Here is a 13,686-nt window from a genome sequence, read left to right as displayed (position 1 = left end):
TTAACGCCGGGTTTGGCAGGGTAATTGCTTAGTTGTCGGCGGTTGGCACTCGAAAGGGAGCCAGCCGCCGACAAATTGGCGCCCAGGGCAGTGAGGCGTCCTCCAGGAGAGCTTCATGGCGACGAATCCCATCACCCTCGGTTCCAGTTCCATCGACGTCGCGAGCATCGTCACCAACCTGACGAACAACAAGCGCTCGGCGACGGACAGCGCCCTGGCTGCCCAGGTCAGCGCGAACACCACCCAGATTTCCGCGATCGGCAATTTCACCTCGTCGCTGACGAGCTTGCAGAACGCGATGAAGGCACTTACGGACGGCAGCGCGTTCACGACGCAGAAGACCTCCGTCGGTGACTCGACGATCCTTTCCGCCACGGCGGATGCGGATGCCCAGCCGAACACGTACAACATCGTCGTCGGCAAGCTGGCCACCTCGCAGAAAACCACCTCGACGGCTTTCGCCACCAGCAAGACCCTGGTGGGCACCGGTACGCTCACGATCGCCATCGGCGGTAAGTCGATGAGCCTGAACGTCGCATCCGGCGCCAACTCGCTCGAAAACATCCGCGATTCCATCAACAAGGCTTCGGACAATCCGGGCGTCACCGCCAGCATCGTCACGGGTACCGACGGCGCGCATCTCGTGCTGACGTCCACCTCCACCGGTGCGGCAAACGCCTTCACGGTGAGCTCCAGCGGCGGCGACGGCAACCTGTCTCAGTTGAACTTCGATCCAGCGACCGATGCGGCGACGGTCAAAGCCCAGGATGCCGAGTTCACCATCGACGGTCTTCCCGCCACGAGCTCGTCGAACACCGTGGCCACCGCCATCGACGGTGTCACCCTCGCCTTGTCCAAGACGGGTACCAGCACCGTCACCATCGCCAATGATCCCTCCGCGGTGTCCACGGCCGTCACCTCCTTCGTCGCGGCCTACAACGCCTTCGTTTCCACCTACCAGACGCTGACCAAGTACGACGCGACCAACCAGCAGGTCGGCGCCCTCATCGGCGACGCGACGCTGACCTCGATCAAGAGCCAGATCACCTCGCTGGTCGGCTCGCAGTCCACGGGCACCGGCGCCGGTCCGAAATCGCTGAGCGACCTCGGTGTGGCGTTCCAGATCGACGGTACGTTGAAGTTCGATTCGACCAAGCTGGCCAAGGCGCTCGCGACCAATCCCAAGGAGACCCAGGGCCTGCTCAGCGGCAGCGATGGCATCGCGCCCAAGCTGGACAAGCTCATCACCAGCTGGACCTCGTCCAGCGGCATCCTGACCCAGCGCACGGCCAACCTGAACAAGAAGGCCAAGGATCTCACCCAGCAGCAAACGGACTTCAACGTCACGATGAAGGCCTATTCCGACCGCCTGACCAAGCAGTACACGGCGCTCGACACGATGATGACCAAGCTCAGCAATACCAGCAGCTTCCTCCAGCAGCAGTTCGACGCGTTGACCACCAGCAAGAGCTGACGGCCTTCCCAGGAAAAGACTCATGGCACTCGGATATTCCCAGGGCGCAGGCGCCTACAAGCAGGTCCGTACGCAAGGCGGCATCGAAACCGCCGACCCGCACGGCCTCATCACCATGCTGATGGACGGTGCTTTGGAGAAGATCCGCTTCGCCCTCGGCCACATGGTGACCGGGAATGTGGCCGGCAAGGGCGAGGCCATCTCGAAGGCCATCGAAATCGTCGGGGCGCTGCAGTCCGCCCTGAACCACGAGGTGAAGTCGCCGCTGGTGGGGCAACTGGATAGTCTGTACGACTACATGAGCCGCCGCCTCTTGCACGCCAACCTGCACAACGACGCGGACGCGCTGGACGAGGTGACCCGCCTGCTCGGGCAGATCCGCGAAAGCTGGATCGCGATTCCCGTCGACGCCCGTCAGCCTGCCGGAGCGGGAGCGTGACCGGCGTCGTCTGGTGCGACCTCGACCGCGTCCTCGGTCTGACCGAGGCCATGCATGCCGCGGCCGCCGAAGGACGCTGGGACGAGCTGGCGGAACTGGAGGCCGAGCGCGAGCCGATCCTCAGGGGCGGCAGCATGCGTCCCGCGCCGGAGACCCTTGAGTCGTTGAAATCCATCATGCTGCTCGACGGCCTCATCAAGGATCTCGTCTCCGTGGCCCGCGACGAGGTTTCCGTCGCATGGGATGCCTCCCGCCGGGTACGCCGGGCCGTGGCCGCGTATAGTTCCTTCTGAACGTTGATCTTCGGCAGGGGGTAGGGCGGATGAGCGGCGAAGACTGGCAGGCATTCTCCGATCGCGTCGCCTGGGACGCGGCATTCCACGCCACGTGCGATGCCGTCGAGCGGCCCGACGCCGCCGCGCTGTCCCTCATCAACGATCGCAACGCCAGCGTCCTGGTCGCGGTGTCGGCGCTCATGGATCGCCGCAGCGATCCCGCCGAGGACGACAGCCCGCTATCCCAGGAAGTGGGCCGGCTCGACGCCAAGCTCAACGTCCTGATGGAGATCGTGAACCGGCTCCTGCTTCCGCAATCGGGCTTGCCGCCGCGGATGCCGCTGCGTTTCAACGCGGCCGGTGCCGTACTGCCCTGGCATGGCTTGCCTCCCGTAGGCCAGCCCGTCCTGCTCAAGATCCATTTCGACGTGTGCCGCGCGCTGCCATTGGAACTGCCCGGCGTGCGCCTTGCCGGCCCGCTGGACGGCAAGGGATTCATCGGCTTCGAGGGCTTGTCCGAAGCCGTGCGGGATGGCCTGGAACGACTGGTTTTCCGTCAGCACAGGCGGCAGATCGCCGAAGCACGGGCCCAGGCAAGACCTGCGGAAGGCGCCTCGGACGCGATGTGACCTTTTACGTCACGTGACATCGGAACGTCGCGTGGCGTCCCGCGTCACATTCGTGACGCCTGTCGTCACGATTGACACCAGGCGCCTTCCAGCTCGTCCGGCGGCCATCGAAACGGATTTCGCGCACAGCCGGAAGGGCCGCGGTAGCACGTGCATTTCAGCCGTCGTGCGCCGGAATTCCGACGTTGGCACGCTCTTTGATTGATACCTTGCAACGAGGTCGACGGGATTCCATCGCGGAACCGTTCCACGGCCTTCGACCACACGTCATGCGAGGTACTCCAGGTGAAGTCTTCCAATTTTCTCGTTGTCGAATCCGACACCGCCCGCGCCGACAGCATCGTTTCCGCGCTGGCCTTCCTCGGCTACCGCCCGGTGCTGGCCAAGCAGATGCAGTTGGCCGAAGTATCGGAAAGCTGGCGCGGTGCCTATGTCGGCATGGTGGACGACGAGAACGAACTGGAAGGCTACCTTTCCGCGCTCGGCCGTGGCGGCCGCCAACTGCCGCTGCTGGTCGCGGCGGACTCTCCGCTCGCCACTTCGCTGATCGCCGACGACGTGCGCAGCCAGCACGTGGAACTGGTGGACATGCCGCTGCGTTACGAGCGCCTGTCCGAAGCACTGCGCGCCTTGCAGTCGCGCATGGAACCGATACCGTCCAGCCGCCGTTTCGTAGGCCAGTCCGGACCGATGCAGCGCGTGAACGCGCTGATCCGCCAGGTCGCGCCGTTCGATTCCAGCGTGCTGGTGCTGGGTGAGTCCGGCAGCGGCAAGGAACTCGTCGCCCGCACCATCCACGATTGTTCGCCGCGGCGCGACAAGCCGTTCGTCGCGATCAACTGCGGCGCGATTCCCGCCGAACTGCTCGAAAGCGAACTGTTCGGCCACGAGAAGGGCGCCTTCACCGGCGCGATCAGCACCCGCAAGGGCCGTTTCGAGATGGCCGAGGGCGGCACGCTGTTCCTGGACGAGATCGGCGACATGAGCCTGCCGATGCAGGTGAAGCTGCTGCGCGTGTTGCAGGAGCGCGTGTTCGAGCGGGTGGGCGGGAACCGTCCGCAGCGTTGCGACGTGCGCATCATCGCCGCCACCCACCGCGACCTCGAGGACGCCATCGAGCGCGGCGGTTTCCGCGAGGACCTCTTCTATCGCCTCAGCGTGTTCCCGCTGGAGATGCCGCCTCTGCGCCAGCGCCTCGAAGACCTGCCGGCACTGATTTCCGAGTTCAACCAGCGCCTGGTCCAGCGCGGCCTGTCGTCGATCCGCTTCTCGCCGAGCGCCATGGGCGCCTTGTGCCGCTATGGCTGGCCGGGCAACGTGCGCGAGTTGTCGAACCTGGTCGAGCGGATGGCCATCCTCATGCCCCACGGCGAAGTCCGCGCGGCCGACCTTCCGGAGAAGTACCGGGGCGTCCTGCCGGTCGAGGAAGTCTCGGGCGCGGCGCTCATCGCGATGATGGAAGCCGAACCGGAAATCACCGAGACCTTCGGCTACGCCGGCGAAGGCGACCCGTCGGTCCTGCCCCAGGGCGGCCTGGATCTCAAGGATCACCTTGCCGGCATCGAGATCGGCCTGATCCGCCAGGCTTTGAACTCCGCCAACGGTGTCGTCGCCCACGCCGCCAAGCTGCTCCGCGTCCAGCGCACCACGCTGGTCGAGAAGCTGCGCAAGTACGGTTTGTCCGAGACGGTCCAGGCGGGCTGATAACCCGCCGCTTGGCACAGGTCGTGCATCGGGTGACGCAAAGCCGATAACGCGTTGGAAAACCGTCATGACCACGATCGACGTCAACAGCCTCCTGCTCCAGATGCGCCGTATCAGTGCGCAGACCGAGATGCCCGCCCTGCGCGGTGTGGGCGAAGCCGCCCCGGCGGCGAAGGGTTCGTTCGGCGACTTGCTCAAGCAATCGATCGATGGCGTGGCGCAGAGCCAGGACAAAGCCAGAAAAATGGCGACGGCATTCGAGCGCGGCGATCCGGGTGTCGATCTCGCCCAGGTGATGATCCAGGGGCAGAAAGCCGATCTCTCGTTCCGCGCGATGACCGAGGTGCGCAACAAGATGGTCGATGCCTACAAAGAAATCATGAACATGTCGATCTGATTCGGCATGAGCGCAATGACAGGATTCGAGTCGAACCATGGCAGATAACGGCGTAGCCACCACGGACAGCAATAACGCGTCACGCATGGACTCGCTGAAGTCGCTGGCGCAGACGCCCGCGGCGCGGCAGATCTTCATGCTGGCCGGTATCGCCGGTGCCGTCGCTATCGGCATCGCCGCGGTGATGTGGTCGCGCGCGCCGAACTACGGGCTGCTTTATGGTGGCCTGGAGCAGAAGGATGCCGCCGCCGTCACCCAGGCGCTGCAGGCAGGCAACACGCCCTATACGCTGAGTTCGGATGGCAGCTCGATCTTCGTGCCCGCCGCGGACGTCGCCGGCGTCCGCCTCAAGCTGGCCGGCCAGGGGCTGCCCCAGGGCAGTGCCGCCAGCGCCATTCCGCAGGCCGACTCGCCGTTCGGCATGAGCGACATGGCCGAGCGTTCGCGTTACCAGTCACTGCTCGAGAACGACCTGTCCAATACGATCGCCGGCCTCCAATCCGTGCGTGCGGCGCGCGTGCACCTGGCCTTGCCCAAGCCGTCGGCGTTCATCCGCGACAACAAGCCGGCCAGCGCATCGGTGGTCGTCACCTTGTATCCGGGCCGGCAACTCGACCAGGGCCAGGTGGCCGCCATCGTCCACCTCATCGCCGCCAGCGTGCCCGACCTCGATACCCGCCAGGTCTCGGTGATCGACCAGGGCGGCAACCTTCTTACAGTGAGCGACCCGGACAGCGCCTCGGCCATCGGCGACAGCCGTCTTCGCCTGTCCAACCGCATCGAAGCTACCTACACGCAGCGCGTCGAAGACCTGCTCACGCCACTCGTGGGCGCGGGCAAGGTCCGCGCCCAGGTCTTCGCCGATCTCGATTTCTCGCAAACCGAGAAAGCCAGCGAAACCTTCAACCACGACAATCCGGCGCTGCGCAGCGAGCAGACCAATAGCGATACGCGTACCGAGCCGGCTAACAACGGCGGCGTGCCGGGCGCATTGAGCAACCAGCCCCCGAACACGGGCGCGAACGCGACGGCGGCCAACCCCGCCGCGGGCGCCGCCAAGCCGGGCGCACAGGCAGCCGCCACGCAGACCGCGCAGACGCCGACGCAGCAGACCCAGAGCGCCACGCGCAATTACGAACTCGATCGCACGGTAAGCCATGTCACCGATCCGGCGGGCAAGGTCGCCCGCCTCTCGGTGGCCGTGGTGGTCGACAACAAGCAGATGCCCGACAAGGACGGCAAGACCAAGAGCGTGCCGTTCACGCCGGAGGAATTGTCGCGCCTGACCGAACTCACCAAGAACGCCGTGGGCTTCAGCGCCGAGCGCGGTGACAGCGTCAGCGTCATCAACGAACCCTTCCATGGCGCCACCGCGGAAGAAGCACCGGTCAGCGCGCCTTTCTGGGAACGTCCTGGCATGCTCGACCTGATCAAGCAGGGCCTGGGCGTGATGATCGCGCTGCTGGTGGGGTTCTTCGTCCTGCGCCCGATCCTCAAGGGGCTGTTGAAGCCCGCTCCGCTGGCGATGAACAACGTCGCGCTGGCGGGACCGATGCCGAGTGTCTCGGTGATGGTCGATGACGACGACATGACGCCGGACCGTGTCAGCACGTCCCAGGCCCAACTCGGCTCGCCCGCGTTGCTGGCCTACGAACAGAAGGTGGGCCTTGCCAAGCGCATGGCCGCCGAAAATCCGAAACAGGTGGCGCAAGTCGTGAAGAGCTGGGTGTCCGACGATGGCGGCTGAACAGAAAGAGGCCCTGACGGGCGCACAGAGGGCGGCGATCCTGCTTCTCACCCTGGGTGAGGAAGACGCGGCGTCCATCCTGAAGCACCTCGGCGCACGCGACGTGCAGGCCGTGGGCACGGCCATGGCCGCGTTGAAGAACGTGACCAAGGAACAGGTGGACCTCGTCCTGACGAAACTCCAGGAAGATGTCGGCCAGCATACCTCGATCGGTGTGGGCACCGAGGAATACATCCGCCGCATCCTGGTCAACGCATTGGGCGAAAACAAGGCCGGTGGCCTCATCGATCGTATCCTCCTGGGCCGAAGCAGCAAGGGCCTGGAATCGCTGAAGTGGATGGAAAGCCGGGCCATCGCCGAGATGATCGGCCAGGAGCATCCGCAGATCATCGCGCTGGTGCTGGCCCACCTCGAGTCCGACCAGGCCGCGGAAGTGATCGGTTATCTTCCCGTGCGCACACGCAGCGACGTGGTGATGCGCATCGCCACGCTCGACGGCGTGCAGCCGCACGCCCTGAACGAACTGGACGAAATCATGGAGCGCCAGTTCTCGGGCAATTCGAACAAGCTGAAGTCGGCGAGCGTGGGCGGCCTCAAGGCCGCGGCCGATATCCTCAACGCGATGGAAACCTCGCGCGAAGCCGAGCTGATGGCCTCGATTCGCGGCATCGACTCGGGTCTTGGTGAGCGCATCGAGGAACTGATGTTCGTGTTCGACGACCTCGCCGAACTGGACGACCGCAGCATGCAGACGCTGTTGCGCGAGGTTCCGTCCGCACGCCTCATCACGGCGCTCAAGGGCGCGGAATCCGCGATCCGCGAAAAGATCTTCTCCAACATGTCCAAGCGTGCCGCCGACATGCTGCGCGACGACCTCGAAGTCAAGGGCCCCGTGCGCCTTTCCGAGGTGGACGCGGCACAGAAGGAAGTGCTGGCCACGGCGCGGCGTCTCGCTGATGCGGGCCAGATCAACCTTGCCGGCGGCGGCGAAGAATTCGTCTGATGAGCCTGACCTCCATCCTCGCACGCGAGCGTGTCGGCCAGTTCGAACGTTGGGAACTCCCCGTCGTCGGTGCGCCCGATGCGCCGGATGCGCGCGACGAAGCGATGGACGAGGGCCCGCACCGGCCGACCGTCGCCGAGATCGAGGCGATAGAACGGCAGGCGCGCGAGGAAGGGTTCAATGCGGGCCTGAACGAAGGCCGCGCGATGGCGAAGCGGGAACTCGCCGCGCAAGTCGCGCGACTCGACGCCTTGTTCGCGGCGGTGGAACGGCCGTTCGCCGACCTGGATAACGACGTGGCGGGCGACCTGGCCATGCTGGCCACGGTCATCGCCGAGCGTGTGCTGGGTTACGAGATCTCGACGCGGCCGGAAAAGATCCTCGACGTGGTGCGCCAGGCGGTCGATGCACTGCCAGCGGCCACGCGCCACCTGAAGATCCACCTGAATCCCGCCGACGCCGCCATCGTGCGCGAGCATCGTTCGTCGCTCGACCATGAAGGCACGGTGGTCGACGACCCGATGCTGGAACGCGGCGACGTACGTCTCGAGAGCGAGCATTCGCGCCTCGATGCCCGCGTGCGCACCCGGCTCGCGGCCGTGGTCGATAGCGTGCTGCAGGGGCGCGTCGATACGTCCATCGATGATGAAACGGGCGCGGCATGAGTACGATCGACCACGTCGCCGCACGCAACGCGCATTGGCGCGAATCGTTGGCCGCCCAGCGTGCCGGCGCCGAGCATGTCCGCCCTTTGCAGGCCGAAGGCAAGCTTCGACGTGTCGTCGGGCTGACGCTCGAGGCGGTGGGTTGCGAGGCGCCGGTCGGTGCCCGTTGCATGGTCGCGGGCGCCGATGGCAAGCAACTGGAAACCGAGGTGGTCGGCTTTTCGGACGGTCGCCTGTTGTTGATGCCCACGGGCGAAATGCACGGCGTGTTGCCGAATGCGCGGGTCATCCCGGTGGCCTCGGTCTCGGGCATTCCCGTGGGTGATTCGCTGCTTGGACGGGTGATCGGGCCGGACGGCGTACCGCTGGACGGGCAGGGGCCCTTGCTCGCACGCGAACGCGCTCCGTTGCGTCGCGATCCGATCAATCCCATGCTCCGCCAGCCGATCGACACCCCCCTGGATACCGGTGTGCGGGCGATCAATGCCCTGCTCACGGTCGGCCGTGGTCAGCGCATCGGCCTGTTCGCCGGCTCGGGCGTCGGCAAGTCGACCTTGATGGGGATGATGACCCGCTTCACCAACGCCGATGTCGTCGTGGTGGGCCTGATCGGCGAGCGCGGCCGCGAGGTGAAGGAATTCGTCGACCATACGCTGGGCGAGGAAGGCCGCCGCCGCGCCGTCGTCGTCGCCGCGCCGGCCGATGCCCCGCCGCTGTCGCGCCTGCGCGGCGCGCAGGTGGCCACCGCCGTCGCGGAGTACTTCCGCGACCAGGGCAAGCGCGTGCTGCTGCTCATGGATTCGCTCACCCGTTACGCCCAGGCGCAGCGTGAGATCGCGTTGGCCATCGGTGAACCCCCGGCCACCAAGGGTTATCCACCGTCGGTGTTCGCGATGTTGCCCGCGCTGGTCGAGCGGGCAGGCAACGACGCGGAAGGCCGCGGCTCGATCACCGCGTTCTATACCGTGCTCACGGAGGGTGACGATTACCGCCACGATCCGATCGCCGATTCCGCGCGAGCCATCCTGGATGGCCACATCGTGCTGTCGCGTGACCTGGCCGAGGCCGGACACTACCCCGCGATCGACATCGAGGCATCGATCAGCCGCGTGATGCCCGCCGTCGTCAGCAAGGAGCACATGCGCTCGGCGCAGCGCTTTCGCCAGGTGTATTCGGCATATCGCCAGCAGCGTGACCTGATCGCCGTGGGCGCCTACCAGAAAGGTAGCGATCCGCGTACCGACGAAGCCATCGCGCTCTACCCGCGGCTCTCGGCCTTCCTGCAACAGGAAACCGAAGTGCCGGTGAACCTCCAGGAGGCCGAAGCCGGCCTCGCTGAAACCACGGCGACCGGCTGATGCCCTCGCGCGCCGATCGCCTCCAGCCCGTCGTCGACCTGGCCACCGAGAAGGCCGAGGACGCCACGCGCGCGCTGGCCGTGCAGCAACGCGCGCTCGCCGACGCGGAACACCAGTTGACGGAACTGCGCCGCTACAGGAACGAGTACGCCGAGATGCCCAATGGCATCGGTGTGAGCGCCTTGCTCAACCGGCAACAGTTCCTGCAGAAGATCGACATGGCCATCGTGCAGCAATTGGGTGAGGTGCAACGCCGTGAACGCGCGCTCGAGCGGGCGCGCCAGGATTGGACCGACGCCCGTGGCCGCGCCAAGGCACTGGATTCGGTCACGACGAAATATCGCGAGCAGGAACGCAAGACACAGGACCGCCGCGAGCAGGAACAGGCCGACGAACGCTCGCAACATCGACGCCAGCCACGTCCATCCACGCCGACCGATTTGAACGAGTAACCCGTATGAACAACGCCACGCTCGCCCTCAACGTTTCCCGTTCCTCCGCCCCGGCCGTTCCGCCGGCGACGGGCCGCGACGCGGACGCCACGCCCCCGTCGAAGCGCTTCGACGCCGCGCTGGACGCAGCGCACGCCGATGCGCCCGATTCACGCAAGCCGGCGAAGGAACCCGCGGCAAGCGGCGATGCCGCGCCGGTGGCGAAGGCCGCGGTCGCGAAGGACGCCGTGCGCGACGCGGACGAGCCGGCGAAGAAGGAAGACAAGACCGAGGACGACGCGTCGATCGCCGCCACCATGTTGTCGCTGATCGGCGTGCCGCCGAAGGTGACCGATGTGGCGACGAAGGCGCTCGGCACGCTGAAGGATGGAGCGGCGGTCGCCGGCGAGGCGCTCGGTTCGGCTGCCGCATTGGCGGGTGCCTTGCCGGGAACGGAAGCGGCGATGGATGTAGCGGCCGCGCTGAAGGATGGCGCCCAGGCTCCGCTCGGTGCCGCCGCTTCGTCGGGTTCCCTCGGCGGCGGCGCGGCCGCCGCCATCGCCTCGCCGTTTGCCTCGCTGCTGGCCGCGTCGGGCGATGCCCCGGCAGTGAAGGACGATGCTTCGCCCGGCGCCGATGCCGTCAGCCCCATGCCCCTCGCGCATGCGCAAGGACTCGACCAGGGCGGCGTGCGCGTCGTGCAGGTGCAGGCCACGCAACCGGCCACCTCGCCTCAGTTCGCCCAGGAACTGGGCGAACAGATCGCATGGATGGGCTCCGGCCAGGTCAAGGAGGCTCGGATCAAGCTTCACCCGGAAGAACTCGGCAGCATGGATGTGCGTGTCAGCCTGGAGGGCGGCAAGGTCAACGTCGCGATCCTGGCGCAGCACCCGGCGGCGGTACACGCCGTCCAGCAGACGCTGTCGCAGTTGGACAGCATGCTCGCCCATCACGGTCTTTCGCTGGGACAAGCCGATGTCGGCCAGCGCCAGGCCGAGCACGGTGGCGAGCATGGCGGGCAGGGCACGAGCGGCCAGGGCAACGACACCGAGGCGGCCGGCGCCGCCACGACGGTGGTGACGTCACGTGTTTCGCGCGGGCTGGTCGACGAAGTCGCCTGACGCGCTGCCGACGTAAAGTCGACGATCGTCAAATTGTCGACTTGATCACGAGGGGCAGGGCCCGGCGAATCGCGCCACGACGCCCTGCATCGGTTTGAAAAGCGGTTCGCCCTGATGGCACGCCGTTTGCAGCACCCGCACCATCGGCGGTACGTCTCCGGGCGTTATCGTCACAGCATTCCGTATCGAGAGGTTTTTCACGCATGGCCGCAGCACCGAAAGAAGCCGAAGGGACTCCCGGCAAAAAGAAGAAGGGCAGCCTGCTGCTCATTGGCGCGCTCGTCGTCCTGGCCGCCGGTGGCGCCGGCGGCTGGTTCATGCTGAAAGGCGGCCATGCCAAGCCGGGTGAAGATGCCGCGGAAGCGGCCAGGTCGAAACCGGCGGTCTATCTCCAGCTCGATCCCGCCTTCGTGGTCAATTTCCAGGACGAGGCGGCGCTGCGCTTCCTCCAAGTGGGCGTGAACGTGATGTCGCACGATCCGGAAGCGATCGCCGCCGCCAAGCAGGCCGACCCGGAGATCCGCAACGCGTTGCTGATGCTGTTCTCGGCCCAGGACATGAAGTCGCTGTCCGACGTGAAGGGCAAGCAGAAGCTGCAGGCCGCCGCCCTGGCCGAGATCCAGCGCGTGTTGAAGGAAAAGATCGGCCGCCCGGGCGTGGATGCGGTCTATTTCACCAGCTTCATCATGCAGTGACGGGAACCTCGCAGCCATGACGGACATCCTTACCCAGGACGAAATCGATGCCCTCCTGGCGGGCGTGGAAGGTGGCGCGGTCGAGACCGAGGTCGATCTTCCGCCGCCCGGCGGCATCCTCGATTACGATTTCACCCAGCAGGACCGCATCGTCCGCGGCCGCCTGCCCACGCTGGAAATGGTCAACGACCGTTTCGCCCGCTACTTCCGCGCCAACCTGTTCAACGTGTTGCGCAAGTCGTGCGAGGTGTCGGTCCTCGGCGTGAGGATGACCAAGTTCAACGAGTACGTGCATTCGCTCGCGGTACCGAGCAATCTCAACCTCATCCGCATCAAGCCCCTGCGCGGCACCGCCCTGATGGTGTTCGAACCGCGCCTGGTCTTCACCGTCATCGACAACTTCTTCGGTGGCGACGGCCGCTATCACGCCCGCATCGAGGGTCGCGACTTCACGCCGACCGAGAACCGGGTGATCCAGATCGTGCTCCAGGAGGCGTTCGGCGCCATGGCCGAGGCCTGGGCACCGGTATTGAAGATGCACTTCGAGTTCCTGAATTCGGAGATCAACCCGCAGTTCGCCAATATCGTGAGCCCCACCGAGACGGTGGTGGTGTCGAGGTTCCATATCGAACTCGACGGCGGTGGCGGCGAAGTGCACCTGACCCTGCCGTACTCGATGGTCGAGCCCATTCGCGAGTTGCTCGACGCGGGCGTGCAGAGCGACCGAGCCGAACGCGACGACCGCTGGATACAGAACCTGCACGAGGAACTCCTCGATGCGGAAGTGGAGGTCACCGCCATGCTCGCCGAGGCTCGCCTGACCATCGGCGACTTCCTGCACCTGCGCAAGGGCGATGTCATTCCGATCAACCTGCCCGAGACGGCCACGGTCTTCGCGGAAGACGTGCCCATCTTCCGCGGACGCATGGCCAGTTCCAGCGGCAACAAGGCGATCCAGTTCGAATCGCTGCTTCGCCGCACGGCCCCCCGCTCCTCCACGGTACCCACCCAGCCGACCATCGAGCCGGCCTGACATCGCCAAGCCGGCCGACGTCACCAACCCGGTCCGACGTCACCAAGCTGGCCCGACGTCACCAAGCTGGCCCGACGTCACTTTGTGAGCCGGCCCCCGGCCACGCTTGCCGTGCATGGTGGGAGCCGCTTCAGCGGCGATCCGCCGGCAGGCGGCACACCCCCTCATGCCGCCAATGGTCCGTCACGGTGACTAACTGCCGTCGAGCGTCAGCTTTCCGTCTGCCGCTACGGGTCACCCATTCAAGCCAATCCCCGGCGTAGCACTAAGTGCCTGATCCACCTGGGCAACATCACCGTTCCACAGGCGTCCACTCCATGGCACGCGGCTTGCTTCATAGGGTTTCGAACCCCTCGGCAACGCAAACACTGGAACGACATGAACGCCACCCTCGACGAAATCGAAAACACCAACGAAGCCACGCTGGCCTCGTCCATCGGCCTCGGCAACGAAGTGAACCTCGACGTCATCCTCGACGTACCGGTCACCATGGCCATGGAAGTGGGCCGGACCAAGATCAGCATCCGCAACCTTCTCCAGCTCAACCAGGGTTCCGTCGTGGAGCTCGACCGCGCCGCCGGTGAACCGCTCGACGTGTTCGTCAACGGCACCCTCGTCGCCCATGGCGAAGTCGTCGTCATCAACGAGAAGTTCGGTATCCGGCTGACCGACGTGATCAGCCCGGCCGAGCGCGTCCGCAAGCTTCGGTGATTTC

15 protein-coding genes are annotated in these 13,686 nt (G+C 65.9%); all 15 read left to right on the top strand.

Annotated elements, in window-relative coordinates:
• Positions 1–115: 115 nt before the first annotated feature.
• The 15 genes from fliD (at position 116) to fliN (ending at position 13,682) form a co-directional block, all read left to right on the top strand.
• Positions 116–1,474, top strand: coding sequence for a flagellar filament capping protein FliD (gene fliD / locus AB6730_RS02915; protein ID WP_371022160.1), 1,359 nt, complete (start codon positions 116–118; stop codon positions 1,472–1,474).
• Positions 1,475–1,496: 22 nt separating this feature from the next.
• Complete coding sequence (gene fliS / locus AB6730_RS02910; RefSeq protein WP_371022159.1) at positions 1,497–1,913, top strand: flagellar export chaperone FliS; 417 nt, start codon at positions 1,497–1,499, stop codon at positions 1,911–1,913.
• A complete protein-coding gene (gene fliT / locus AB6730_RS02905) occupies positions 1,910–2,206 on the top strand; it encodes a flagellar protein FliT (RefSeq protein ID WP_371022158.1) in 297 nt (98 codons plus the stop codon). The genes fliS and fliT overlap by 4 nt, the downstream gene beginning before the upstream one ends.
• A 29-nt stretch (positions 2,207–2,235) precedes the next feature.
• A complete protein-coding gene (locus AB6730_RS02900) occupies positions 2,236–2,817 on the top strand; it encodes a PilZ domain-containing protein (protein WP_371022157.1) in 582 nt (193 codons plus the stop codon).
• A gap of 285 nt (positions 2,818–3,102) precedes the next feature.
• Complete coding sequence (locus tag AB6730_RS02895; protein ID WP_371022156.1) at positions 3,103–4,521, top strand: sigma-54 dependent transcriptional regulator; 1,419 nt, start codon at positions 3,103–3,105, stop codon at positions 4,519–4,521.
• 67 nt (positions 4,522–4,588) lie between these two features.
• The gene (gene fliE, locus AB6730_RS02890; RefSeq protein WP_371022155.1) at positions 4,589–4,918 is read left to right on the top strand and encodes a flagellar hook-basal body complex protein FliE; all 330 of its coding nucleotides are present in this window, start codon (positions 4,589–4,591) and stop codon (positions 4,916–4,918) included.
• A 37-nt stretch (positions 4,919–4,955) separates the two neighbouring features.
• The gene (fliF, locus tag AB6730_RS02885; RefSeq protein WP_371022154.1) at positions 4,956–6,665 is read left to right on the top strand and encodes a flagellar basal-body MS-ring/collar protein FliF; all 1,710 of its coding nucleotides are present in this window, start codon (positions 4,956–4,958) and stop codon (positions 6,663–6,665) included.
• Between the two features lie 13 nt (positions 6,666–6,678).
• A complete protein-coding gene (fliG, locus tag AB6730_RS02880) occupies positions 6,679–7,668 on the top strand; it encodes a flagellar motor switch protein FliG (protein ID WP_371022264.1) in 990 nt (329 codons plus the stop codon).
• Positions 7,668–8,333 (top strand): flagellar assembly protein FliH, encoded by a 666-nt coding sequence (locus tag AB6730_RS02875; protein ID WP_371022153.1) that lies wholly within the window; start codon positions 7,668–7,670, stop codon positions 8,331–8,333. The genes fliG and AB6730_RS02875 overlap by 1 nt, the downstream gene beginning before the upstream one ends.
• Positions 8,330–9,691, top strand: a complete 1,362-nt coding sequence (fliI, locus tag AB6730_RS02870; protein WP_371022152.1) for a flagellar protein export ATPase FliI — start codon at positions 8,330–8,332, stop codon at positions 9,689–9,691. Before AB6730_RS02875 ends, fliI begins: the two co-directional genes overlap by 4 nt.
• Positions 9,691–10,143, top strand: a complete 453-nt coding sequence (gene fliJ, locus AB6730_RS02865; protein WP_371022151.1) for a flagellar export protein FliJ — start codon at positions 9,691–9,693, stop codon at positions 10,141–10,143. The genes fliI and fliJ overlap by 1 nt, the downstream gene beginning before the upstream one ends.
• 5 nt (positions 10,144–10,148) lie before the next feature.
• Positions 10,149–11,243: a flagellar hook-length control protein FliK gene (locus tag AB6730_RS02860; protein ID WP_371022150.1), complete on the top strand. Its 1,095-nt coding sequence runs from the start codon at positions 10,149–10,151 to the stop codon at positions 11,241–11,243.
• 203 nt (positions 11,244–11,446) lie between these two features.
• A complete protein-coding gene (fliL, locus tag AB6730_RS02855; protein WP_371022149.1) occupies positions 11,447–11,938 on the top strand; it encodes a flagellar basal body-associated protein FliL in 492 nt (163 codons plus the stop codon).
• Between the two features lie 16 nt (positions 11,939–11,954).
• Positions 11,955–12,971, top strand: coding sequence for a flagellar motor switch protein FliM (gene fliM / locus AB6730_RS02850; protein WP_371022148.1), 1,017 nt, complete (start codon positions 11,955–11,957; stop codon positions 12,969–12,971).
• Positions 12,972–13,349: 378 nt separating this feature from the next.
• Entirely contained in the window at positions 13,350–13,682 is a 333-nt protein-coding gene (fliN, locus tag AB6730_RS02845) for a flagellar motor switch protein FliN (RefSeq protein ID WP_371022147.1), read from the top strand.
• Positions 13,683–13,686 lie beyond the last annotated feature (4 nt).

Source organism: Luteibacter sp. RCC_6_2, assembly GCF_041360655.1.
Taxonomy (GTDB): Bacteria; Pseudomonadota; Gammaproteobacteria; order Xanthomonadales; family Rhodanobacteraceae; genus Luteibacter.
This window is presented reverse-complemented; position numbering and strand designations above follow the sequence as displayed.